This is a genomic window from Paenibacillus tritici (genome assembly GCF_013204885.1).
Taxonomy (GTDB): domain Bacteria; phylum Bacillota; class Bacilli; order Paenibacillales; family Paenibacillaceae; genus Paenibacillus_AQ; species Paenibacillus_AQ tritici.
Genome location: NZ_JABMKX010000007.1, coordinates 23796 through 47592, shown reverse-complemented (window position 1 = coordinate 47592; position 23797 = coordinate 23796). Strand labels below are relative to the sequence as shown.

Genomic DNA, 23797 nt, shown 5'->3' with positions numbered 1-23797 from the left:
CGATGAATAGGAGGTGAGTCCTTCCATGAAGGCGATACTGATTGACGATGAGAAGCCGGCGCTTCAGCACCTGGAGCGTCTGCTTCTGAAGGACGGGCGTCTGGAGATTACCGGGAAATATACGTCGGCCCGGCGGGGGCTGGAGCATCTGGAGCGGGACAAGGCGGATATTGTATTCCTGGATATCGGCATGCCGGAGATGAACGGGCTGGAGGCTGGAGAATATATTGCGGGTCTGGACCGGAGCACCCGGATTGTCTATATTACCGCATACAGCGAGTATGCGATCGAGGCTTTTGAATTGAATGCCGCAGACTATCTGCTGAAGCCGGTAACCTCCCAGCGGTTAAGCAAAACCCTGGAGCGGCTGGAGAAGTCTGAAGCGCGGACAGAGTCCCTCCCCAAATCAGCAGCACAAGTCAAGGAGCTGTCCATTCTCTGCTTCAAACGGCTTGAATTCACGGACAGCATGGAGCCGGCCCGCAAGATGCAGTGGAGAACAAGCAAAGCCCAGGAAGTGTTTGCCCTGCTGCTGCATAACCGCGGACAGTGGATCATGAAGGATACAATTGTGGACCTTGTCTGGCCGGATTTCAAGCCGGAGAAGGCTGTGACGAATCTGCATACGACCGTGTACCATATCCGCAAGCTGCTGAAGGCATGGGATATGGAGGTGCTGGTGGAGTTCTCGCAGGAGCGGTACAGGCTGACCAAGGAGAAGGTTGTGCTGGATGTGGAGGAGTTCGAGCGGGGGTATTCCGGTACGCCTGTGGAGTCGGATGAGGAATGGCTGCGCCGGGAGAATGTGTTGAAGCTGTACCGTGGAGATTACCTGGAAGAACATCACTATGACTGGGCAGAGATCCGGCGCAAGGAGCTGCAGGTCCGGTATATCCGCATGGCTCTGCATTCCGCTGAGTATGAGCTGTCCTCCGGGCGGCCCCGGCAGGCGCTGGACAGGCTGCTGGACCTGCAGGCGGTCGATCCGTATTCGGATCAGATCTGCCGGCTTGCCCTGCGAAGTTACGCGGATCTGGGGGATTTCATCGGTTTCAGGACACACTACGATAAGTATAAAGAATTGCTGGAGAGAGACCTGGGCATCCGTCCGGATCAGGTTATGGACAGCTGGGTCCAGAAGGTGCTATGAGTCAGCGGCTGTCACTGATTTTCCCATTGCCATTATTATTTGTCAGGCATAGAATTTAGTTGATCCGGTCCAGATATTATAGATAGGGATGAAGATGAAGGAGTAACGATACAATCGTGCTGTCCTGTGGTATACATATTCAAGGCTGCGGGAGTTGAAACGAAAGCGTCACAAGCAGCGTATCAGAAGTCAGAAGCATAATGAGTATTCAAGAGGAGATGGGGTTAAGCATGGATAATGGGTTGAAGGTCATTCTGTTTGAGAAGCTGCCGGAAGGCGACCTGCAAATGATTGAGGAGCGCGTCTGGAGCATGAATATGGTTACGGCTCTGGAGCATGTCAATTATATTGTCGTAGGCGGCCGCGAGTTCGAGGCGGTAGAGGGAAGGCTGAATGTGGATGAAGGGAAGCTGGAGCTCTTGCTGGTTCCCATGCGTACAGAAGGTTAGAGATGAATACCAGGAAGGGAGGAGCCAAGTTGGCAAAAGACGAAAATGCAAAAGAACCCGCAGTAAGCAGGCTGTTCACTCCGGATGGCAAACCGATCCGCGTGTTGTCGACCTCGCTCGGCATTGCTCTGCTGGCTAACGCATTATTCATTCCCGGAGGTGCGGGCGCAAGCGGGAGCACAGGCGGCAGCGGTGAGGAGCCTAAGCTGGTCTCCTGGTCTACCGAGGAAGTGAAGAACTATTTCGACAAGAATGTGGACTGGAGTATTCCGTATCCGGAGGAGCAGCAGGAGACTGTCCAGGAAGGGCAAGGGGCGGTGACCTCGGGCGGCACAACGGTCATCAACAATTACGGCGGCTACAGCTCGGGCTTCGGCTGGGATGATGTGCTGCTGTACCACATGCTGTTCAACAGCGGTTCGTTCTATTCTTCACGGGGCTGGTATAATGACCGGCCTACTTATTATGGCGGCACACGAAATACTTATAAACCGCCGACCTACAACAGCGGCAAATTCCAGAATAAGCCGGTCGCCGGCTCTGTAGTGAAGCCGAAGACTTCGACCTCGTCCACCGGCTCCGTAACAAGAAGGAATACTTCTTCCAAATCGGGCGGTATCGGCGGAACCTCCAGCGGACTGGGCTCCAGCAAATCGAAGTCCGGCTCCAGCAAAAGCTCCGGTAAAAGCTCTGTGAGCCGCTCCGGCAAAAGCGGTTTCGGCGGATGACCGGGAACGGGAGCGTATTTCAATATATAGACCAATCCGGTCTGGAGCGGGCCCCGCGGGTACAGCGGCTGCATGAGCTGGGCTTCACCTGGGCCGACCTGGAGGAAGAGGAGTACTGGCTGGATGCAGTAGCTGTAATGCGCGGGGAGACCTATCAGGAATTGAAGGAAGCCTCGGCGGCTCTCTGGTCGATTCTGGATAAGGCAGTGCGTTATGTCCATCTCAGGCATGACTTGTACGATCTGCTGGGAATTCCCCCGGTGCTGTGGCAGATGCTTGATGACTGTCCGTTGCCGGAGCCGGGGCTGATCAGCCGGTATGCGCGGTTTGACTTCGCGGTGTCCGGTGACGGAACCATTAAGCTGCTGGAGCTGAATGCGGATACACCGACCGGATATGTGGAGGCCTCCATCGCTACACCGTGGATCTGCGCGGATGCCGGGATCGGGAGCCCCAATGCTGCGATGAAGCAGCACCTTGCCGCAGCCTGGGCCGTGGAGCGGCCGGATACGGCAGCCTGTGTGGCCTATGGCAGCCATCAGGAGGACAGCGGGACTATAGAGGCATTGGCTGCGCATAGCGGGCTTGATATCCGCTGTGTCGACTGCCTGGAGCTGTGGATTGATGAGGGTGTTGTCAAGGACGGAGAGGACCGGATCATTGAGCGGATGTTCGCGCTGTATCCGAAGGAGTGGATGGCTGTGGATGAAGGCGGCGACGCCCTGGCCTATGCCATTGAGAGCGGGAAGCTCCAGCTGTTCAACGGACCGCATAGTATCATCCTCCAGTCCAAGGGTCTGATTGCCGCCGTATGGGGGATGTATGAGCTGGGCCTGTTGTTCACTGAAGAGGAACGCGAGGCCATCGCCCGTTATATCCTGCCTACATACAATAAGGCGGTATTCTCGGAGAGCTTTGTGTCCAAGTCCGTATTCGGCCGGGAAGGCGGGTCCGTGCGGATCTTCGATGACAGCGGTGCGCTTGAAATTGAGGATGAAGAAGGTTATGACAGCAGCGAGCTCTTCCCTGTTGTCTATCAGAAAAGAGCCGAAATGGCCCGGATCATGACAGCGGAGGGAGAGCTTCATCTGCTGACCGGTATGTTCGTGATTAACGGGACGCCCTGTGGGCTGCTCGGCCGGGCCGGCGGGCCGATAACAGGCAATGCCAGTCATTTTATTGCGCTAGGAGTGAGGGGGCTTGAAGATGTTCAAGGGTAGAGAGGGGCATGCCGCAGCGCGGAGATCCCGGCGCGGACTGCTGGCCGTGATGCTGCTTCTGGCAGTTATGCTGCTAAGCGCATGCTCCGGGAACAGCAACAGTGTATTTCACACCGGCACCGATACGACGGATAGCGTATCACGCGTTCCGTGGGATTACCGGGTGGTGGAGGGCAAGGTTGGGGATCTGATCGGCAGCGACATGACAGTATTGCCGGATAATGAGCTGCTTCCCAACGATGGTAATTATGCTACAGGTGATACCATCTGGACGCTACAGTTCATGGATGCCGAACTGGTGACAGATGCCGACCAGAAGAATGATATCCGGCTGTCCGCGTGGACTACGCTCAAATCTTATGCCGACAAGAAGGCGGCAACGGAGGATCTGGCGAATCTCAAGGTATCCATTACAACGGATGTGGATCTTGTCGGAGTATACAAAACCCAGTATCAGAACAAAACGAGAAACTTTGCGGTGCTGGAGCTGCCGTCCGGGAACCGGATCAAGCAGCCGATTGACGACAAGCGCTATACAGCGCTGGAGAAACAGAAGACAGCCTCTGTAGTTCTGGAGGAAGTACATGATTTCGCCGACTATGACTCGGCCTATGCGAAATTTCGGGGGTGGGCTAAATGACGATAGCAATTAATCTGGTGGTAAGTATTCTGACCATTGTTCTGCTGCAGGTGCTGGGTATGGTTATATTTGCGCTGATGACTCCTTATAAGGACATGGAGGAGCTGAAGAAGGGGAATGTGGCCGTATCACTCGCCTTTGGCGGCAAGTTCCTGGCTACGGCGATTATTCTTGGGGTAGCAGCCTATACGAATACGTCGATCTGGTTCATGATGCTCTGGTTCGCGGTGGGTTATGTGTGCCTGATTGCCTCCTATTGGATCTTTGAGCTGTTCACCCCCAGCTTCCGCATCTCGGAACAATTGCAGAAGGGGAATGTGGCCGTAGGCGTGATGCTCTGTATGGTATTCATCGGGACAGCCTTTGCGGTAAGCAGTCTGATTATTTAGTAAGGCCGGTTAGACAGGCGGACAGCAGCCGTGCTGCGAAGTTCCAGGCGCGGTTGCGTCCTACTGGCTCCATTAACCCGAAGGCAGGGATGAGCATTGCACTTTCTAATCCGATTATCCGGTAAGCTGCTTCATCTGCGCAAAAAGTCCATAGCACTGATTATTCTGTCATTTATCCTTCTGAGCGCAACCATTGCATTCCTGCTGGAGCCGGACACTTTTCATAGCTGGTTCAACGCCTTCTACTGGGTCATGACCACGATGGCTACTGTAGGCTATGGCGACTACTTCGCCACTACAGTTACCGGCAAGGTGTTTACGGTATTCTTATATATCTTTGGCATCGGTCTGCTCAGCCTGGTCATCGGCAAGATTATTGATGCCATGGGAGAGCTGCAGCGCAGGAGAGGAGCCGGAACGTTGACCTATCACGGACACAATCATATTGTATTAATTAATTGGAATCGTAAGACACAGGCGGCAGTGGACGAAATTCTATGTTATAACGGGGACTGCCAGATTGTAATTATTGATGAGAACGGGCGCCATCCGCTGGAACAGCTGGAGCAGGTTCACTTCGTCTGCGGAGATGCCTCCAGTGACGATATCCTGCTGAAAGCGAACATTGGAAGCGCCAGAGCGGCGATTGTGTTCAGCGACAACCGGATTGATGAGGCTTCGCTGAGCGACGGCAAAACGCTGCTGATTGCTTCCAGTATTGAACGGATTGCCCCGCAGGTACATACGACTGTAGAGATCATGCAGGAGAAGCACATTCAGAACTTCAAGCATGTTCAGGTGAACGAGTTCGTGCTCTCCCATGATGCCATCTCCAGACTCGCGGTCAGATCGGCCCTGCAAGAGGGCAATTCCGAGGTGATTACCCAACTGCTCAGCCGGGAGCATGGCGATGATATCTATGAGATTCCCCGGCGCAGCGGCTGGACCACGTATGGGGAGGCCTTCCAGGATCTGCTTCGCCAAGGGGCAACCCTGCTGTCCGACCGTGGCGATCTGGGCATTAACCGCAAGCTCGACCAGCCGATTCCGGCAGAGGCCAGGCTCTATATTGTGGCCGATGAAGAGACTTACCGGAGAATTAAAGAAGGCTAGACAGAACAAAAGTCAATTCCATAGGGCAATATCAAACAGAGCTGGTCCGGTCGTAAAGACTCGGGGCCGGCTTTTTTAGTTGCAGGTTAGAGATTGCGGGTTAGAGATGGTAGGTCCTGAAGGGAAAGTACACCGAAGGGGGAGTGAGTAAAGCCGAAAGGGGAATGAGTGGAGCGGGAAGTGTTAAGAGCTATTAGGGGGTTATGAGCTGATAGGAGCTATTATGAGCTGTAACGAACTTTGAGGAGGTGACAGGAGCTGTTACGAGCTGTTATGAATTGTTACGAACTGTTAGTAGCTGTTCTGAACTGTTACGAACTGTTCTGAACTGTTACGAACTGTTTTGAGCTGTTCTGAGCTATGAGGGCTTTTAAGGAAAATAGCAGTTGGATTAAGTACACTTGCTGATGCGTGAACAGACGTTTCTAAGACAGGAGTTGGATAAACAGCACTTAAATTCTCCCCTTTTACCCGAAGCAGCAAAAATGATCCACAGTAGATGTTGTTTTTCCACTTAGTCCCGTATATCTTCCAGAAATCGACGAATTAAGATACGTTTGTCCACTTGCTTGCCGGGAGAGCTTGTCAGTGCTTCTCCAACCCCACCCCTCGGTCCCCTCTCAGCTCCCCGTCATCCACCCCCTATCATCCATACGCAACTCCCAAGTATCCAATCCCAGCATCCTTGCGCAACTCCCGGGCATCCTCTCGTTCAGCATCGACTCCTTTGACTGCGCTTACAATGAATCCGCCCCTAGAAGCACTTACTCAGCTCCAAGCCACCATCTGGATAATTCCTTGAAGCAGTACATAAAGTTTAACCAAACCGTAAATAATGTGACAATAATTACCGTTATATTATTATGGCCATAAACCTACTTGTAATTCTAAGGATGTGAAGGCATGGGAAGCAGATATAGCAAGGCCGCTGCGCTGGGATTGTCACTGCTCTTGTTAACCTCTTGCGGCGGTCCTTCAGCCCAGCCTCTCCCTTCTTCCTCTCCGGCGGTCTCGCCCCCAGGGACAGCCCGGCCGGATGAGGTGCGGCCTCAACCCACAGTGGAGCAACAGGAGTTACTTGAATTCATAGACACTAAGCTTACAGGACCCTACGGGGTATATACGAATCTGCGGGAGACCAGCGAATCGGCAGAGCAGGCTACCGGGCATGAGGTTCTGAGCGAATCCGCTTCCCTACTTATGGAGACGGCCGTCCGGGAGGGCGATCAGGAGCGGTTCGACCGGCACTGGACGCTGGCCCGCCGAACCTTCGATATGGAGGGCGGCTTCAGCTACCGCTTCAGTCCCGGGCAGCAGAAGCAATTCAACGTGAATGCAGCGGTAGACGACCTGCGGATGATCGGGGCGCTGTATGAAGCAGGTCAGGCATTTAACCAACCGGAATATACTAGAGAAGCCGATAAATATGGCAAAAGATTTTATAAGAATAACATTAAAAAAGGTTACATGTTTGACATGTATGACAATTTTTACAAGGTGGTAAACGAATCGGTAACTTTGTGTTATATTAATCTGAGTGTGTTGCAGAAATTGTCGATATCTAGCGAATTACAAGAGAAATTGTTGGAAAATATGAGCGGTATTTTGGAGGAGGGATATTTGTCCGATACTTTTCCATTCTATGAGACCCGCTTCGATTATAAGACAGGTGAGTACAGCTCTGAAGGCATCAACGCAGTAGAATCTCTGCTGACTATTCTTCATCTGACAGAGAGCGGCCGGCAGAAGCCGGCAAGCATCAGCTATATCAAAGCTCAGGTCGCAGCGGGAACATTGTTCGGACAATATACACGGGAGGGTCAGCCGGCTAATGATATTCAATCTACGGCGATCTATGCGCTCACGGCTATGATTGGAGCTGTGGCGGGGGACGAATCTCTTTATCAGTCCAGTATGGACCGGATGAACGAATTCAGAGTTACAGATCCTGAAAGTCCGCTGTATGGCGGATTTGGTGATGTTGCGGCCCGGCAGGCATACTCTTTTGATAACCTCATGGCGCTGTTGGCTTATTCCTATAGATACACAAACTAAACTAACGAGGGTGAATCCGAGATGATAGATAACAACTTAGAGCATACAACCATTCGTCCTGGTCTGACGCTTGCCGGCTTTCGTGTGACTCCGGCGTTTGTCGCAGCCTTTGGCGTTCTGCTGGTGACCGTCATCTCGCTGTTTACGCTCCCTTATATCGGGATGGCAGATAACGGGGACTTTTACCGGATTATATACAGCAATGGATTATACTTCGATCTTCCGGACTATGACAGCCGGTATTTCGGGTATTTCGTGAAGCAGTTCGGAATCTTCCAATATTATAACGAGAACAGTTCGATGGTAGTGTCTTCCCAGTCCCTGTTCATTAAGCTGGCCATCTTCATCAATAAGCTGTTCTTCAGCAAGGAAGTATTCGATATCCGGTTCCAGGCCGGGATCTATACCTTGCTGTATGTTACTGCGATCTATCTGCTGATTGAAGCTGTCACATTCAAAATGTCGTTCAAGCGGGGAATGCTGGTTGCAGTCTTGGCGATTTTTATCTTCGGGGATACAGGGTATACTGCCTATTTCAGTTCGTTCTTCGGCGAAAGCGTGGTAATGGTCACCATGATCATGGTGTTCGCTTCCTGGCTGCTGCTCTACCGCAAAAGATATAACGATTACGCGATGCTGGCGATTCTTCTGATCAGCACCTTGATTCTTACTACCTCCAAGCAGCAGAACGCTCCTGTGGGGATGGTTATTTCCCTGCTCTCTGTTCCGTTGATCCTGATCCGCCGGGATAAGCTGTTCCGCTGGATTACCCTCCTGTCGGCTGGTCTGATGATGTTCGTCGGGATTGCCACTTATCTTAATATCTCCAAAGAGTTCGTAAATATTAACCAATATCATGCAATGACGCGCGGCGTCCTGATGGAATCAGAGAACCCGGAGACTGCGCTTAATTCCTTTGGCATCAACGAACAATATGCAATTCTTAAGTCCAATACCTACTATGACCAATACGGGACAGTGGATGTGAAATCGGAAATGCTGCAGAAGGATTTCTACAGCCGGTATGGTTTCGTCTCTATCCTCAAATACTATGTAACCCATCCGGATCAGCTTGGCTCGATTCTCGATACGGCCGCCGAAAGCGCCTATAAGATCAAACCGGCTGCGATGGGGAATTACGAGATGTCCGCAGGCAAGGAATTCCGGGCCCAGAGCCACTTCTTCAGTCTGTACAGTACGCTCAAGGAGAAGCTGGCTCCCCGTACCTTTGCCTTCATTCTGCTCTGGATGGCTGTAACTATTGGAGTCTATATGCCGTCCTTCGTACGCTCTCTTCGTACACGCGATTACCGGGGGATGCAAAGGCTGCTCCTGATTCTGGCGACCATGCTTGTCGGGCTGTCGGGCATTGTAGTCTCCATTATCGGAGCGGGTGATGCTGATATTGCCAAGCATGAATTCCTGTTCACTCTTGCCTTCGACCTGATCACCTTCCAGGTCGTATCCAGTGTGATCGGCCGCGGAATGTCATCCAGAAAGTCAATGCCGGCTGCACCACCTGCTTTGCCGGCCACGGATTATACTACTCTTAACAGAGGGGTGGGCGCTTGAGACGAAGAGGGATATTCATTCTCGTAATACTCTTACTCGGGGGATCACTCCTGCCGCCCGTACGGGCGGTATCCGCAGCAACTGCTTCTCCGGCTCCGGCACAGCGTATTCTGCTGCTGTTCGACAGCCTGGGCAGGGGCACGGACCAGGAGGGGAATGTGGCAGAGCTGCAACGGCTGCTCGCAGCCTATAGCGCACAAGTCACACTTAAGCCTATTGCCGGTTATGAGCCGGGCAGCATGTCCGCCTACACCGGAGTAATCACCGTTGTGAATAACGACGAGCTTGGGATTACGAATCAGGCTTATCTGCAGGATGCAGCCAAGTACCGGGGGGCTGTGCTGCATGTTGGGTATAGACCGCCCGCCGGGATGCAGCAGACTCTCGGGCTGAAGCCGGGTGTGTGGCATGGGGCCGGGGCGAGCCTGTCCATCGGCGGGTTCACCGGGATTCCGCTAGATGTGAAGAAGATGCCTTATACAGCCGCGGGCAGCGGACGCCCGTATGGCCTGTGGTCCTCGGCAGATGAAGGAATGCAGGCGCCCTTTGCGGTTAGCAGGGGCAGAATAACTTACCTGCCTTATCTGAAGCAGGGGAATTTCACGGGCATGGCTGCGGCCTATGTGCTGAAGGACTGGCTGAAGTTCACCGCAGAGCCTCAGACGTATCTGGTGATCAAAGAGATCTATCCGTTCTCTGATCTGGAGCTGCTGGAGAAGCTGGCAGACCGGCTGTATCAGAGCGGTATCCCTTTCATCGCGAGTGTCCGGCCGGTGTTCGGCAATACGGACTTCCCGGCGATGAAAAGGTATCTGGAAGCCCTGCGAACGGTGCAGGCCCATAACGGCAGTATTGTGGTTAATGCTCCGGCCGTCAGACCGCCGGTCAATACGAAGGACCGGACGCTGCGCGGGAAGATGAACCACTTCATCAATGTGCTGACCGAGGGGGGCGCCGTGCCGCTGGGCGTTGCTGCCGAGGGGTACTGGACGTATGACAAGGAATATTCCACCGCTGGCATGGGCTTCTTCAACTCGGCAGTACTCTACCCCGACGGGGAGACGCATTATATGGAGCAGATGGACACCTCGGCGGTTTTTGCTTCCGCTGTATATAGTCTGCCGCCGGAATTGCTGCAGGGGATCAGCAGGGACGGCAAGGCCATGCCGCAGCTGCCGCTGAATGCAGGAGTTACGTACGACCTGCCGGAGAATGAAGACGGGCTGGAGGAGCTGCTGCAGAGTCTGAAGAATGAATGGTACACCTTCGCAGACTATAAGCAGGCTTCCCATAAAGTTAGCACGGATATTCATACGCTTGAAGCCGCCGCTGGTGTGGTCAAGGTGGACGGCCATACGCTGGATGTGGATTATATCCCGAAGACGGTGATTGATGATTACCAGTATCAGGAGAAGCAGGCTACCAGCTTCAACACGCTGTTCAGCGTGCAGAATCAATTCTTCATCGTCGTGATTCTGGCTGCGCTGATCTTGTTCGGCGGTCTGCTCGCCATCGGCTACAGACTATACCGGAGGAAATATTTGAGGAAGTAATCCGAGAAAAATTTAGCGACATTAGGAGAATAATATGACGATCTCAGACGTCCTGATGGTGATTGCGGTCATCTGCATCTGGTCCCTGCTGCTGGTGAATGTGGCGCTGATTATAGCGGGATATCTGTACTACATTGCAACTGAAAAGGAAGCTGTGCCGGAGATCACCGGTGAGCATCCGATGGTTACGATCATGGTTCCTGCACACAACGAAGGTATTGTGATCAGCAAGACGGTCGAATCCCTGCTGGCCCTCGACTACCCGCATGACCGGTATGAGATCATCGTCATCAACGATAATTCGTCGGACAACAGCGCGGAGCTGCTGGGCGATATCCAGCGGAAGAATCCGCAGCGCAATCTGATTATCATCAATACGGATGCCGTCATAGGCGGAAAGGGCAAATCCAATGCCCTGAACATCGGCTTCTCCCGCAGCAGGGGAGAGCTGATCGCCATTTATGACGCTGACAATACACCGGAGCGCACAGCGCTGAAATATCTTGTGGCAGAGATCATTAATGATGACTCACTCGGCGCGGTGATCGGCAAGTTCAGAACCCGCAACCGTGATGCCAGCCTGATGACCCGGTTCATTAATATCGAGACTCTGTCTTTTCAATGGATGGCTCAAGCGGGACGCTGGAAGCTCTTCAAGCTCTGTACGATCCCGGGGACCAACTTCATTATGCGCAGATCCATCGTTGAGAGTATCGGCGGCTGGGATGTGAAGGCGATTGCCGAGGATACCGAGATCAGCTTCCGCATTTACATGATGGGCTACCGGATCAAATTCCAGCCCAAATCGGTCACCTGGGAACAGGAGCCGCAGACGGTTAAGGTGTGGTTCAAGCAGCGGACACGCTGGGCGAAGGGCAATATCTATGTCATTGTGAAGAACCTTCCGCTCCTCTTCGACCGCAAGGCGGCGAAGATCCGCTTCGATATTCTGTATTATGTCTCGATCTACTTCTTATTGCTGATCTCGCTGGTCACTTCGGATGTTCTGCTCGTTCTGCATGCCATGGGGTATGTCCATACCACCATTGCCGGACTCAGCAGCTTCCTGTGGCTGCTCGCCATCGTGTTATTCGTGGTTGGCATCTTCGTTACGCTTACGACGGAGAAGGGCGAGATGAGCCTGTCGAACCTGTGGATTATTATGCTGATGTACGTGTCATACTGCCAGCTCTGGATGGTGGTTGCAGCTTACGGGCTATACAATTATCTCAAAGACGTTATTTTCAAACGGGAAGCCAAATGGTACAAAACCGAGCGTTATTAATGCGCCGGAGGTCAGAGAAATTAGAGATACAGGAGACACGGACATGATGAAAAAACAGATAATAACACTGCTGCTCTGCCTCTCCCTCTTCCTGGTTCAAATGCCTGCGGCGCATTCGGCGGCACTTCCCGGTGAAGCCGGGCAGACGTATGAAACTTCGTTCACGGGTGGAGAGATTTCCCTCAAGGGCTCAAGCTCCCAGCAGCAGTTCTTCACAGTAATGGAGTACTGGAACATTGATAAAGTAATGATTAATCTGCATTTCCAGGCGTCTCAGATTAATGAGGATACGCGCTCGAGTGTAACGCTGTCGCTGAACGGCATTCCGTTCCATTCCTTCAGGCCTTCCCGGGATAATAACGGGCAGCAGAGCCTGAGTGTGGAGGTACCCAAGGGCTTCGTGACCGAAGGCACCAATACGCTGGGCATCCAGGGCAACTTGAGAACGGATACCGGGGGGTATCAGCTATGCAATGTCGATGATATGCAGGATAGCTGGCTGCATCTGTTCAATACCTCCAATATTGCCGTCAAGTACACAACTAAGGCGATTACCGGGGGGATTCAGGATTTCAGCAGCAGATTCTCGGGCATGGATACGGTGAAAAAAGAACAAAGCCTGCTCACGGTCCCGCAGAATGCCAGCGGGGCTGAGCTGGAGAGCGCGACCTACGCCCTCTCGGGCTTCGTCAAAGGCAATACGCTGAACGATACAACCATTCCGCTGCTGCCTTACCGCGAAAGCACCGTCGAGGACAAGCGTGCAGTAGTGCTGGTAGCCATGTATGACCATCTGCCTGATAGGCTGAAAAAGCTGGTGAGCACGGCGGATGACCTGGGTACACATGCCGTAATCCAGCTGGTTGACAAGGAATCCCAGCCCACGCTGATTGTCACCTCCAAGGACGAGAGCCTGCTGATCAAAGCCGGACGGCTGATGGCCAGCAGAACACTGATGAGCCAGATCAGCAAGGATCTGAAGGTCGTTGACGGTACTACCCATGTAGTTGATCCGGCACCGCCCATCAGTACGAATATTACCTTCACGGATACGGGGGATAAGCTGACCGGGCCGAATCATCAGGAGCAGACGTATTTCGTATCGCTGCCCTCTAACCGCTCCATTGCAGATGACGGGAAGATCAGCCTGGATTTCCGCTATGCCGCGAATCTCGACTTCAACCGTTCCCTGGTTACAGTGAGCATCAACAATACGCCCATCGGCAGCAAGAAGCTGACGAAGGAGCTGGCAAACGGGGATGTTCTGAATCTGAATGTCCCGCAGAGTCTGAATATCTCCGGCAACTTCACCGTGACGGTGGCGTTTGAGCTGGAGCTGGCGAGTATTCTCTGCACCCCTAACAGGGATGAGATGCCTTGGGCCTATATCAGCAAGGAATCGCTAATGCGGCTGAATACGAAGGACCGCACAGATCTGCTGCTGGGCAATTACCCGTATCCGTTCCTGCGCGATGGAATCTTCAACCGTGTAGCCGTGGTGCTGCCGAAGGAAAAGGATGATTACACCTACCGGAGCCTGGGCAATATCTTCAACATGCTCGGCAAATACGCCGGGGGAAATACGGGTGATGTTCACTACTACAGCGATAATGTAACAGCGGGCAATCTGAAGGACAACAATATCATTGCCATCGGGACCTATAAGGATAACAAGGTGATCCGCGATAACAATGACAAGCTTTTTTTCAAATATAATAAGGATGGCTCAACCCTGCTGTCCAATGAGAAATTAGCCATTGAGGAGAAGTACGGGGCCGGGATCGGCACCCTGCAGCTGCTGGAATCGCCTTACGAGGGCGGACGCGGCCTGCTGGCGGTTACGGCCGTCCGCTCCGAGAGCAATTTCATTGTCTCCAAGCTGATTGGAAGCGAGAAGGACAGATGGAAGGTTTACGGTGACGGAGTTGTAGCGGACAAGGACGGCACAGTCAATGCCTACCGCTTCAAGACCATCACCGGTGCCGAACCGGAGTCTCTGGCCTCACGGGTGATGGAGCGCACGGATGTGCTGGGCTTCGTGACCGCAGCGGTACTGATGGTGGCGCTGGTGGTTGTAGCTCTGCTGCTGCTGCTGCGCAAACATAAGAAGAAACGTGGTGATCAAGCGTGAGACGTAACCGCAGCAGTCTAACCTCGGATCTTGGCTTCCTGGCCTTTCTGGTCCTGATCTTCGCCTGCATCGTATATATCGCAGGCTCTCCGGACCACTATATCCAGAACATTATTATTCTGAATGTATCCTTCATCCTGGCCCTGGTCACGTATTTCACCACGGTCACGGCGGGACTTACGCTGAATCTGGCGTTTGTATTCGGCTACGGCTTCTTCGTGGTATATCAGACGGTAACCCAGGGCGCGTCCATCGGGGTAGACACGTACTTCTGGCTGATTATGACCCCGCTGCTTACGGTCGTGCTGTGGGTCTTCACCTCCAGTACCCGCGAGCTGCAGGCGGAGAATGAACGGCTGCTGAAGCGCACCGCCAATCTTGCCGCAGTGGATGAGAATACAGACCTGCGCAACAGCATCTCCTTTCAAAAGGATGCCAATCTGTTCATCGGAATCTCGACCCGCTATAAGATTCCGCTGACGCTGCTGGTGGTGAAGGTGAAGTACTGGAGTGAGATCCGCCGTCTCATCCCGGAAGAACAGCTGTCTGAAGCAGTCTATGATGTCTCCCAGCTCAGCCAGTCCAGCATCCGTACCAATGATGCGCTGTATCTGCTGGACAAGGAGGAGGCGACCTGGGGGCTGCTGCTCTTCACAGACCGTGAAGGGTCCAAAATTGTCATTGAGCGGATCAAACAGCGGCTTCAGGAATTGAATGACACGGAGTTCTCCGGCAAATACAAGGTGAACCTGGGGCTGAAGATTGGTGCGGTGGAATATGAGGCGGACAAGATTGAGAACCCGCTGGATTTCATTGTGCAGGCCAAAAACCAGCTGGAATACGATGTATAATACAGGAGCGGCCGGATCTTGAGGCCGCTCCAGTGTTGACTATTGACTCTCTGGCTCATTTCACGTATGATAGTATGGCGTGTAAAAATCGGAAGATTTACGCATCTCCCTTCGTCTAACCTGATTTTTCAAATAGACCAAGAGATGGCTTCATAATACCGAAGAAGTTGTATCCGTAATGAAAGGAGGTTACTACAATGAAACAAGGCATACACCCTAAGTTCAACCAGGTTATTTTCTTCGATGCAAGCGTAGGCTACAAATTCCTGAGCTCATCCACCAAATCATCCGGTGAAACTATGGAATGGGAAGACGGCAACACTTATCCAGTGATCCGTGTAGACTCCAGCTCTGCATCCCACCCGTTCTACACAGGCAAACAAAGAGATACCGAAACTGGCGGTCGTGTTGACAAGTTCAAACAACGGCTTGCTCAGAAGAAATAATGGTATTGTTGCTATAGAGGATATTCCCGCATCCATGCAGATGGTGAAGGAGTATCCTCTTTGTTGTATCGGGGGTGTTTAACGTGCCGCTGTAGCGGGTATTAATGCTTAGGTGGGAAGTGGAAGGTATCAATTAGATGTTTGGAAGGGCATGATTGTGTGTTTTCCGACAGGAAAGTTGATTAACCCATGTACTGCTTGAAGGACGGATAGAATCGGGATGTCATCCGATTATTATCCGGATTAGCATCAGCAACCAGCAACTGGAACCCCGGCATAACTATAAATTCGCTTCTCACCTTTTGAAGACCCTACGGGCTGCCCGTAGGGTCTTCGTGTATGTACCGGGAAGAAGTCTTCGTGTATGTACCGGGAAGAACAGGTAACGTTAGGCCGCGAGCCTGTGGTCCGCCGGTCCGGCAGGCGCGGTAAGGGGTAGGCGGATTTGCCCGTCTGGCACCCCCCTCCGGCGCTACTCCTCCGAGGAATCCCCTGCTCAACCTGCCTTGTTCAGGCTGCCAGGTGATAGCTTCAAGCTTCCACTGCTGCGGTCGTACTGCATCTCTACTCCGAGTGCTTTGCTTAGCGCATCTATCGGAACCATTAATCTGCCCTTCCTCAGCTTCGGCGGAGCTCCGGTAAGATGGACCGGCACGGAGTTCACACTCAGAACCATCGGCGGCGCCGGATGCTTCAGCCGTTCTATGGACAGCGCCGGCGCGAGGGTCCGGTCCCCTTCATTGATCCGTGGTGCGTTCATCGTTGTTCTGGAGCTTAAGCCCTGCCCGATATTGAATTTCAGCCGGATACCGAGTGAATCACTTGCCTCCAGCAGCTTGTCATTATAGGAGCCGTACGGAAAAGCAATAGCCGAATCCGTATTGCCCAGCTCCTCCTTCAGCCTGCGCTCTGCATGAGCCAGGTCCCCGGTTACTCTTCTGTAGTATTCTTCATTCAGTTCATTGCGGTTCTCATCATCAATATACAGCAAGGCGCTCGCCGCCGGACGGGTGCCCCCCTCTGCATCGACAATGCCGTAATAATGCAAATTGTACGTATGATTATAGAAGTCCATTCCGGCGCGCTTCATCTCCCGCATCTGCTCCCAGGTCAGCTTGGGCACCTGATGCTTATCCGGATGATCCACATCAGATACAATGATGAAGTTCACTGCGGTGCAGCCGTGCTTTTGCAGGATCGGGAAGGCCAGCTTATAAAAGCTCTCATACCCGTCATCGAAGGTTAGCAGAACGGCATTATCGGGAACCGGAGCATTCTCCAGCATGAACTGCCGGTATTGCTGCATCGTAATGATATGGAAGCCCTCCTGCTTCAGCAGCCGCAGCTGTTCATCGAACTGCCCGACAGTTAATACTCCGGGATTGAGCGTTAACGGTGCTACAGCAAGATGATGGTACATCAATACCGCAACCTGATCTTTGTAATAGACGCCTGTGGGAAGCGGAGCCTGCTTCTCCCAGCCGATCCGGGCGCCCAGCGCCCGCTCAGCGATTTCTTTATCCAGCATCAGTTCATGATCCGCTGTCAGCGTATAAGCATCTGTGGTGATCCGGGTTCCGTCAAGGCCGGTAATTTCAAGCTTGGTCATACCTTTCATTCTGAAAGGAACAGGCAGGAAGACTACTAATAGTAACAATAAGACGATATAACGTTTTTGCAGTTGTCGCAGGTTAAGTTTCAATGTCCGGTTCTCCTATGTCTTGAATATAATGATAATAATAAACCTATAACGTCCGGGAAGACAAAAATGTGACAAATTCGTTTTTTTCAGGAAACTGGAGGCAGATGATTTTTGAAGAGCCTGCGGTGGTAATTAGATTTATAATGAATATATTAACAATTTGCCGATTAGCAGATACTGGGGGGCGGCTATGGAGGATTTCAGAGACCGGATGAGGGCTGTGCAGCAGCAGCAAGACGGGCTGTTGAAAGAGTATCAGGCATTGATTGAAGAATATGAGAGCAGTGATCTCGTTCGCGAGAATGAAGTTCTGAAGCAGGAGAATGGGGCGAGCAGGCTGATCCTGGAGGAGCTGAAGGCTCAGGCTGCCAGGCTGGAGCGTGACAACTCGGAGCTGCGGACCGCGCTCGCCGAGCAGATTCTGGATGAGAAGCTGGGCATTCTGCGGGTATCGCGGCAGAAGCTGCAGACGTATTTCGCCTCCCGGGATCACGCTTATCTCGACCGGCTGACATCCTTCGAGCAGGAAGCCAAGCGGCGTATAGAGGAGATGTACAGAATAGGCGCCCGTGAGCTGGGTCAGGAGAAGACACAGATCAACTATATCCTGGATGAGGTGCAGGCGAAGCTGAATGAGAGTATCCTGCTGCGCAGGCAATGGCAGCGGGAGACCGGGAAGTCCCTGAAGGGTACGATGGACAGCGGTCTGGATGATTTCGCAGCCGAAGGGGTCAGTGAGGAGACCCTGCTGCGCCGCCGCAAGCAGAACCGGATCGAGATGAAGATCGGTCTGAACTGGATCAACCGTCTGGGCATTCTGCTGCTCCTACTGGCAGTGGGGGCGGGGTTCAAATACAGCTATTCCACCTGGTTCAATGATTATATGAAGGGCAGCGCCTTCTTCCTGCTGGGGGCTGTTATGCTGGCGGGCGGGGAATGGCTATTCCGCAAAGGGCGGGGGGCCTTTGCCCTCGGCCTGATCGGGGGCGGGGTGTCCGTACTTTACGGCTCAATTTTTTACAGCTATTTCTTACTGGAGATTATCGGGTTATGGGCCGGGATCGGCCTGTCGGTACTGGTCACTCTGTCCGCTGTGCTGCTGTCGCTGCGCTACGAGTCGCGGACCATCTGCTCCATGGGCCTTGTCGGAGGGTATCTGCCGCTCTTCTCTTACATAGGAGCTTTCGGGCTGCAGGGCAGTGACGTGTACGCGGCGATGGGGTATCTGTTCGTGCTCAACCTGCTGATTCTGCTGATCTCCCTGCGCAAGCGCTGGGTGGTTGTCAATTACATCAGCTTCCTGTTCAATACACCTTCGATCCTGCTGCTGATTAACCTGGCGGACAGCCGTGCGGCGGGTATCCTCTGTGCGGTGCTGACCTTCGCGATGTATCTGGGCATTACGCTCTGGTACCCGTTCAAGTTCAAATCGAAGCTTACCTGGCTGGACTTCTGCCTGCTGGGCTGCAATACAGTCATTAGCTGTGTGACGCTGTATGTTCTTTTCCTGGATGCAGGTCTGAATGAATTCACAGGCGCGCTGGCGCTGGCCTTCTGCCTGATGTATCTGGGACTTGGCGTACTGCTGGAGAAGCGGATGCCGCAGGAGAGGGAGAGCAAGCTGCTGTTCTATGTGACCTCCTTAACCTTTGCGATCCTGATGATTCCGTTCCAGCTGGGCACGGCCTGGTGGTCTATCGGCTGGCTGGTGGAAGGCGTGGCGCTTACGGTCTACGGCCATCTGTACCGCTTCAAGGCAGTGGAACGCTCGGGCTGGGGAATCCTTGCGCTCTGTCTGCTAACCTTCTTCGGATTCGATGTTCTGCTGCAGGTATCTGAGCTTAATGCTGTAGTCTACTACAGCAATCCGTATTTCGATCTGAAATATACATTTGTAACGGCGGGAATGGGTATTGTGGCCTTATTGTATGCCTTCCGCTATGCCAGCCAGGACATTCTGCTGCGCAGCACGCCTGCGGAGGTGAAGGCTACGGTCTGGTTCAAATACGCCGCTATCGTGAACTTCTATGCGTACCTGATATACGAGGCTCTGCGTCTGTATGACTGGATGGTGCCTGAGAATACAGCGCACAATGCATTCTATAAGCTGCTGCTGGCGGGACTGCTCACTTCCGGCCTCGCTTATGCGCTGCCGAAGATAAGGGTCCTGTATGATGCCGTGGTCGGCATCATGGTCATGCTGCTGTACGGGATTACTTATGCCATCTGTATCGGCATCACGCTCGGTATGCCCAGCCTGCCGGAGGGGTTGTCCGGCAGCTCCGCAGCCGATGTTCTGGTGCTGGTTCTGCTGATCCTCTTCAATCTGTTCGTGTGGTTCAGCGGCGCAAGGCTGCTGCGGACTACACTGCTGCGCGATTACAAGAATATTGAGCTGTATCCTGTAGCTATGGGCATCTATCTCCTGGTGATGATTACGGCATTCCTCGGGGTGCAGATCCAGGTGCGTGACGGCGGACTGGCCTTCAGTCTGATCTATCTGCTGCTGGCGGTGCTGTTCATTATGTACGGCTTCTGGCGAAGATATCTGTACATCCGCCGTTTCGGATTGGGGCTGTCCCTGCTGGCAACCGGCAAGCTGCTGCTCTATGATCTGACCCTGCTGAACACCGGCAGCAAGATCATCGCTTATTTCAGCTTCGGGCTCTGCCTGCTGGGGATCTCATACCTCTATCAGCGGATATCGGTCAGAATGGAGGAAGCCTATGCGCCGCAAGAGAAAGACAGGACAGAGAACTAGAGCGGCGGCTGTGCTGCTGGCGGTCCTTGGCGGATTGCTGCTGAGTCCCCCGGTTGTTTATCCGGCGCAGAGTGCGGCGGCATCGCCTGAAGCGGCTGTGAAGGCCGGCGGCGGGCAATGGAAGTTCTCGCGTGAACTCTCCATCCCGGAGACGGCTCCCTATTATGAATTGTATCTGGATGAAGCAGTATACCGGTCAGCAGCAGAGGAGCTGCGCGATCTGCGTATAACCGACCGCACCGGCGCTCCTGTTCCGTATTACCTGGAGAACGGAGAGCGGACGGTGGAAGAGCATGATGCCGTCTATTCCTCGGCGCTGATCCACAGGGCAGTGAAGGGGACGGATACGCTGCTGGATTACCAGATTAAGCCGCTTGCCGAGCATGTAGACATTCAGGGGAATAAGCTGGTGATTGAGCTTCCGGCGGAATCCTTCCTGAAGCATGTGGAGGTGTGGGGAGGCTATGACGGGCTGGCCTGGGAGCAGGTAGCCACAGGGGACCTCTATGCCACAAACGGACTGAGTGCAGACAGCATTACGCTGGAGCGCGGCTACAAGTTCAGCTATTACCGGCTTGTGGTGAAGAACAATCCGGAGGGGCTGGAATTCCCCGGCCTGAAGCTTGTGGACAGCAGCAGGGAGTGGAGAACGGCTGCATTCCTGCGGCAGAAGACACCGCAGACGGAGATCACCCAGGTGGAGAATCGCACCGAGATCCTTATAAGCAACATGGACCGGCTGAAGATTGGGAGGGTGAAGCTCGGCAGCACCGGCAATTTCCTGCGGAGGTATGAACTCTATGACAGTAACGGGGTAAGGATACCGGTGGCTGGAAGCGGGGAGCTGTACCGGCTCGATTTCAAGGATACCCGGATTTCACAGACAGAGATCCAGCTGCTGGCACCATCCTCTTCCGGGTCCCTGCGGGTTGTAATCTACAATCTGGATGATGCCCCGATTACAATCACGGACCTTCAGATTGAGTATCTGGTGGACCGGCTTGTATTCGCGGGAGGGGAGGAGATGCCGTATTCATTGATCTACGGCAATACTCTGGCTACCGCACCGCAGTATGATATTATTAATTTCAAAGACCGGATTGACGGGGAGAAGCTGGTACAGGCTACGCTCGGTGCAGAGACAGCAGTGCCGGAAGCAGCGGAAGAACCGCAGGAGCAAGGCGGTTGGTTCCAGGGCCAGTGGGGCTTCAATGCCATTATTATCACGGTCTCGCTGCTGCTTATTCTCATTGTTGCCCGTAAGCTCGGACGGACTAAATAGTAAGAAAGAAGGATCACGCATGACCCTGATCATAATTGCAGTTGTATTGCTTGCGGTGGTTGCCGCAGCCTATCTCCTCATGACGGTCTACCCGGCCTTTGGGCGGAGGGCCGGGAAGCAGGAGAAGCTTCTGAACAGCCGCTCGCTTCATTACAGTAAGGGCAAATTTGCTTATCCGCAGACTGCTGAGTTAAGCGGCGGGAAGGCCGGGGGCAGCGGCCTCTCCATTCTGAGAGACTTTATCAAGGGTAATCCGCGGTCAAGACCGGCTGAACCGCTGCAGCCGCAGGGGCTGTTGCCGGAATCCATCGGACAGAGCCGCGATACCCGGGTCACCTGGTTCGGGCATTCGGCTGTACTGCTGGAGATGGACGGCGTTACCCTGTTCCTCGACCCTATGCTCGGCAATGCCCCGTCGCCGTTCCCGTTCATCGGCGGCCGCCGCTACAGCAAGCAGCTTCCGCTGGAGATCTCCCGGCTGCCGCAGATGGATGCGGTGGTGCTCTCCCATGATCATTATGATCATCTTGACTATGGGACGATCCGCATGCTGAAGGATAAGGTCGGCCTGTTCATTGTGCCGCTGGGCGTTGGTGCCCATCTGCGGCGCTGGGGGGTGAGCGGGGAGAAGATCCGCGAGCAGGACTGGGGCGATACGCTTACTTACGCGGGGATTACCTTCACCAGTGCTCCGGCGCGTCATTTCTCCGGGCGGAGCCTGCTGGACCGCAACACCACGCTGTGGTGTTCCTGGATTATCCAAGGCGAGAAGACCAAAGTCTTCTTCAGCGGGGACAGCGGGTATGGTCCGCATTTTGCCGAGATTGGACGGAAGTACGGCCCCTTTGATCTCACGCTGATGGAATGCGGCCAATATGATCCGCGCTGGGCGGATATCCATATGCTGCCGGAGCAGACAGTAGAAGCACATATAGAGGTACGGGGAGATCTGCTGCTTCCGATTCATTGGGGGGCATTCACCCTGTCCATGCATGACTGGACTGATCCGGTGGAACGTATCTTAGCAGCTGCGGCGCGCAGAGGGGTACGGCTGGCTACGCCAAGAATCGGAGAGACTGTAACTGCAGGTGCCCCCGCGTATCCGGATTCCCCCTGGTGGAGATGAGGCTGCGCGCCTTAAGGGGACTTGTGGTACAATCATTGTGCATAAATGCCAAGGAGCTGACTAACGAAGATGAGTAATGAAGTGAACGAGCAGGAACTGGTGGAAGTATTGTCTGCACAGACGAAGGTGGCTCCGGCCGTCATCCGGCTGGTGCTGAAGCACGAGCAGGCGTTCATCAATCAGGCGAAGGCCAATGCCAAGGGCGAGATTGATATTGATAATGATGATCTGGTCGATTATGTTACGGCACAGCGTGATGTGAAGCTGGACGAGCTGACGGTAGAGACCATTCTGGATGCTGAAATGGATTATTTGATGGACAAGGGACTAGCTGGATATATCGACTGAACCCAATAGCTGCCGGGCACGCGGTTACTCATAAGAGGCCGTGTGCCCGGCACAATTTCTAAAATTTTAACTTTATTTGCTTCATTTGCACTTAATGCTTTGCATTTGGAGAATTAGTGTGCTACAATGAAGTTAATCATAAATTTAACCCTTAATTCACATATTGTAAAAGGTTAGCATTTGTGTTTATGGAGCCTTTTCCAATGTGTGAATTTTTATTTGTTCGTACAATACGTAGGAATAAAAGGACATGTGTTAAATAAAACTTTGGAGGTAATATCATGCAAACAGGTACAGTAAAATGGTTCAACGCAGACAAAGGTTTCGGTTTTATCGAGGTTGAAGGTGGAAGCGACGTATTCGTTCACTTCTCCGCAATCACTGGCGACGGCTTCAAATCTTTGGACGAAGGCCAACGCGTTGAGTTCAACGTAACTCAAGGCGCTCGTGGTCCACAGGCTGAGAACGTTGTAAAACTGTAATAAACCCAAATAAGCTGCCCTTAACACAAGTTGAGGGCAGCTTTTTTTTATAGAATACGCCAATCAAGCTATTAGGAGGGGTACTTATGTATTTTCGTAAAAAAGCGCTGGAGGATCTTCCCCAGGAAGACACAGCCATTTGGTCCTGCACCAAGGAAGATTGCACCGGGTGGATGCGCGATAACTTCGCCTTCCAATATGTGCCTACCTGCTGGCAGTGCAATTCACCAATGACCAGAAGTATGAAGATCCTGCCTATGCTTGTGAATACGAATTCGGACATGAAGGCGATCAAGAAGGGCATTACGATCCGTTAATTGCCGCTTCCCGGACGCTTTGTACAGAATCAGCATATAGCAACAACGCCATAGCAGTCAGTTCCCTTGCCGGGAACGGGCTATTTTTTTTGCCGTAAATCCTGCACCGGGTAACCGGGGTTGACAATATCAGGGGATCAAGGGATAGTAGAGAAGTGGATGAAGGAAACATAATTGGAATAATGTCTCATCTTTTA

General features: G+C 53.1%; 21 protein-coding genes. 20 read left to right on the top strand and 1 reads right to left on the bottom strand.

The annotated features are described in order from the left end of the window. Positions 1–25 precede the first annotated feature (25 nt). The 14 genes from HQN87_RS13615 to HQN87_RS13550 all read left to right on the top strand — a co-directional run bounded on the left by HQN87_RS13615 (position 26) and on the right by HQN87_RS13550 (position 15582). Positions 26–1150, top strand: coding sequence for a response regulator (locus HQN87_RS13615; RefSeq protein WP_173133869.1), 1125 nt, complete (start codon positions 26–28; stop codon positions 1148–1150). Between the two features lie 230 nt (positions 1151–1380). Then, entirely contained in the window at positions 1381–1599 is a 219-nt protein-coding gene (locus tag HQN87_RS13610; RefSeq protein ID WP_036691939.1) for a hypothetical protein, read from the top strand. Positions 1600–1628: 29 nt separating this feature from the next. Beyond that, positions 1629–2327, top strand: a complete 699-nt coding sequence (locus tag HQN87_RS13605) for a hypothetical protein (protein ID WP_173133866.1) — start codon at positions 1629–1631, stop codon at positions 2325–2327. Beyond that, entirely contained in the window at positions 2324–3547 is a 1224-nt protein-coding gene (locus HQN87_RS13600) for a glutathionylspermidine synthase family protein (RefSeq protein ID WP_173133863.1), read from the top strand. The genes HQN87_RS13605 and HQN87_RS13600 overlap by 4 nt, the downstream gene beginning before the upstream one ends. Further along, positions 3534–4187, top strand: coding sequence for a hypothetical protein (locus HQN87_RS13595; RefSeq protein WP_173133848.1), 654 nt, complete (start codon positions 3534–3536; stop codon positions 4185–4187). The genes HQN87_RS13600 and HQN87_RS13595 overlap by 14 nt, the downstream gene beginning before the upstream one ends. Continuing rightward, on the top strand, positions 4184–4576 hold the full coding sequence (locus tag HQN87_RS13590; RefSeq protein WP_173133846.1) for a DUF350 domain-containing protein: 393 nt from the start codon (positions 4184–4186) through the stop codon (positions 4574–4576). The genes HQN87_RS13595 and HQN87_RS13590 overlap by 4 nt, the downstream gene beginning before the upstream one ends. Before the next feature lie 96 nt (positions 4577–4672). Then, positions 4673–5689, top strand: a complete 1017-nt coding sequence (locus tag HQN87_RS13585) for a potassium channel family protein (protein ID WP_173133844.1) — start codon at positions 4673–4675, stop codon at positions 5687–5689. Positions 5690–6592: 903 nt separating this feature from the next. Beyond that, positions 6593–7744, top strand: a complete 1152-nt coding sequence (locus tag HQN87_RS13580) for a glycosyl hydrolase family 8 (RefSeq protein WP_173133842.1) — start codon at positions 6593–6595, stop codon at positions 7742–7744. Between the two features lie 21 nt (positions 7745–7765). Next, entirely contained in the window at positions 7766–9316 is a 1551-nt protein-coding gene (gene wsfD / locus HQN87_RS13575; protein ID WP_173133840.1) for a glycan biosynthesis hexose transferase WsfD, read from the top strand. Next, a complete protein-coding gene (locus tag HQN87_RS13570) occupies positions 9313–10869 on the top strand; it encodes a hypothetical protein (protein WP_173133838.1) in 1557 nt (518 codons plus the stop codon). The genes wsfD and HQN87_RS13570 overlap by 4 nt, the downstream gene beginning before the upstream one ends. A 34-nt stretch (positions 10870–10903) precedes the next feature. Beyond that, positions 10904–12154 (top strand): glycosyltransferase family 2 protein, encoded by a 1251-nt coding sequence (locus tag HQN87_RS13565; protein WP_173133836.1) that lies wholly within the window; start codon positions 10904–10906, stop codon positions 12152–12154. A gap of 43 nt (positions 12155–12197) precedes the next feature. Further along, complete coding sequence (locus HQN87_RS13560) at positions 12198–14285, top strand: cellulose biosynthesis cyclic di-GMP-binding regulatory protein BcsB (protein WP_173133834.1); 2088 nt, start codon at positions 12198–12200, stop codon at positions 14283–14285. Beyond that, positions 14282–15136, top strand: coding sequence for a diguanylate cyclase domain-containing protein (locus tag HQN87_RS13555; RefSeq protein ID WP_173133831.1), 855 nt, complete (start codon positions 14282–14284; stop codon positions 15134–15136). The genes HQN87_RS13560 and HQN87_RS13555 overlap by 4 nt, the downstream gene beginning before the upstream one ends. A gap of 197 nt (positions 15137–15333) precedes the next feature. Further along, complete coding sequence (locus tag HQN87_RS13550) at positions 15334–15582, top strand: type B 50S ribosomal protein L31 (protein WP_036691962.1); 249 nt, start codon at positions 15334–15336, stop codon at positions 15580–15582. A gap of 496 nt (positions 15583–16078) precedes the next feature. Here HQN87_RS13550 and HQN87_RS13545 read toward each other — a convergent pair whose 3' ends face one another. Beyond that, on the bottom strand, positions 16079–17284 hold the full coding sequence (locus tag HQN87_RS13545) for a polysaccharide deacetylase family protein (RefSeq protein WP_173133828.1): 1206 nt from the start codon (positions 17282–17284) through the stop codon (positions 16079–16081). Positions 17285–17474: 190 nt separating this feature from the next. Here HQN87_RS13545 and HQN87_RS13540 point away from each other — a divergent pair, with 190 nt between their 5' ends. The 6 genes from HQN87_RS13540 (at position 17475) to HQN87_RS13515 (ending at position 23600) form a co-directional block, all read left to right on the top strand. Further along, positions 17475–20045: a DUF2339 domain-containing protein gene (locus HQN87_RS13540; protein ID WP_173133817.1), complete on the top strand. Its 2571-nt coding sequence runs from the start codon at positions 17475–17477 to the stop codon at positions 20043–20045. Then, positions 20011–21327, top strand: a complete 1317-nt coding sequence (locus HQN87_RS13535) for a DUF3999 family protein (RefSeq protein WP_173133815.1) — start codon at positions 20011–20013, stop codon at positions 21325–21327. Before HQN87_RS13540 ends, HQN87_RS13535 begins: the two co-directional genes overlap by 35 nt. Before the next feature lie 19 nt (positions 21328–21346). Then, positions 21347–22453, top strand: a complete 1107-nt coding sequence (locus HQN87_RS13530; RefSeq protein WP_173133813.1) for an MBL fold metallo-hydrolase — start codon at positions 21347–21349, stop codon at positions 22451–22453. A 69-nt stretch (positions 22454–22522) separates the two neighbouring features. After that, on the top strand, positions 22523–22801 hold the full coding sequence (locus HQN87_RS13525; protein ID WP_173133811.1) for a hypothetical protein: 279 nt from the start codon (positions 22523–22525) through the stop codon (positions 22799–22801). Positions 22802–23082: 281 nt separating this feature from the next. Then, positions 23083–23283: a cold-shock protein gene (locus tag HQN87_RS13520; protein WP_019914790.1), complete on the top strand. Its 201-nt coding sequence runs from the start codon at positions 23083–23085 to the stop codon at positions 23281–23283. An 86-nt stretch (positions 23284–23369) separates the two neighbouring features. Continuing rightward, positions 23370–23600 (top strand): cold-shock protein, encoded by a 231-nt coding sequence (locus HQN87_RS13515; protein ID WP_173133808.1) that lies wholly within the window; start codon positions 23370–23372, stop codon positions 23598–23600. The last annotated feature ends 197 nt before the right edge of the window (positions 23601–23797 follow it).

Bases quoted from the DNA above. Each gene is read 5' to 3' on its own strand.
- HQN87_RS13615 (WP_173133869.1), top strand. From the start codon at position 26: ATGAAGGCGATACTGATTGACGATGAGAAGCCGGCGCTTCAGCACCTG.
- HQN87_RS13610 (WP_036691939.1), top strand. From the start codon at position 1,381: ATGGATAATGGGTTGAAGGTCATTCTGTTTGAGAAGCTGCCGGAAGGC.
- HQN87_RS13600 (WP_173133863.1), top strand. From the start codon at position 2,324: ATGACCGGGAACGGGAGCGTATTTCAATATATAGACCAATCCGGTCTG.
- HQN87_RS13595 (WP_173133848.1), top strand. From the start codon at position 3,534: ATGTTCAAGGGTAGAGAGGGGCATGCCGCAGCGCGGAGATCCCGGCGC.
- HQN87_RS13590 (WP_173133846.1), top strand. From the start codon at position 4,184: ATGACGATAGCAATTAATCTGGTGGTAAGTATTCTGACCATTGTTCTG.
- HQN87_RS13580 (WP_173133842.1), top strand. From the start codon at position 6,593: ATGGGAAGCAGATATAGCAAGGCCGCTGCGCTGGGATTGTCACTGCTC.
- wsfD (WP_173133840.1), top strand. From the start codon at position 7,766: ATGATAGATAACAACTTAGAGCATACAACCATTCGTCCTGGTCTGACG.
- HQN87_RS13565 (WP_173133836.1), top strand. From the start codon at position 10,904: ATGACGATCTCAGACGTCCTGATGGTGATTGCGGTCATCTGCATCTGG.
- HQN87_RS13560 (WP_173133834.1), top strand. From the start codon at position 12,198: ATGATGAAAAAACAGATAATAACACTGCTGCTCTGCCTCTCCCTCTTC.
- HQN87_RS13550 (WP_036691962.1), top strand. From the start codon at position 15,334: ATGAAACAAGGCATACACCCTAAGTTCAACCAGGTTATTTTCTTCGAT.
- HQN87_RS13540 (WP_173133817.1), top strand. From the start codon at position 17,475: ATGGAGGATTTCAGAGACCGGATGAGGGCTGTGCAGCAGCAGCAAGAC.
- HQN87_RS13535 (WP_173133815.1), top strand. From the start codon at position 20,011: ATGCGCCGCAAGAGAAAGACAGGACAGAGAACTAGAGCGGCGGCTGTG.
- HQN87_RS13530 (WP_173133813.1), top strand. From the start codon at position 21,347: ATGACCCTGATCATAATTGCAGTTGTATTGCTTGCGGTGGTTGCCGCA.
- HQN87_RS13525 (WP_173133811.1), top strand. From the start codon at position 22,523: ATGAGTAATGAAGTGAACGAGCAGGAACTGGTGGAAGTATTGTCTGCA.
- HQN87_RS13520 (WP_019914790.1), top strand. From the start codon at position 23,083: ATGCAAACAGGTACAGTAAAATGGTTCAACGCAGACAAAGGTTTCGGT.
- HQN87_RS13515 (WP_173133808.1), top strand. From the start codon at position 23,370: ATGTATTTTCGTAAAAAAGCGCTGGAGGATCTTCCCCAGGAAGACACA.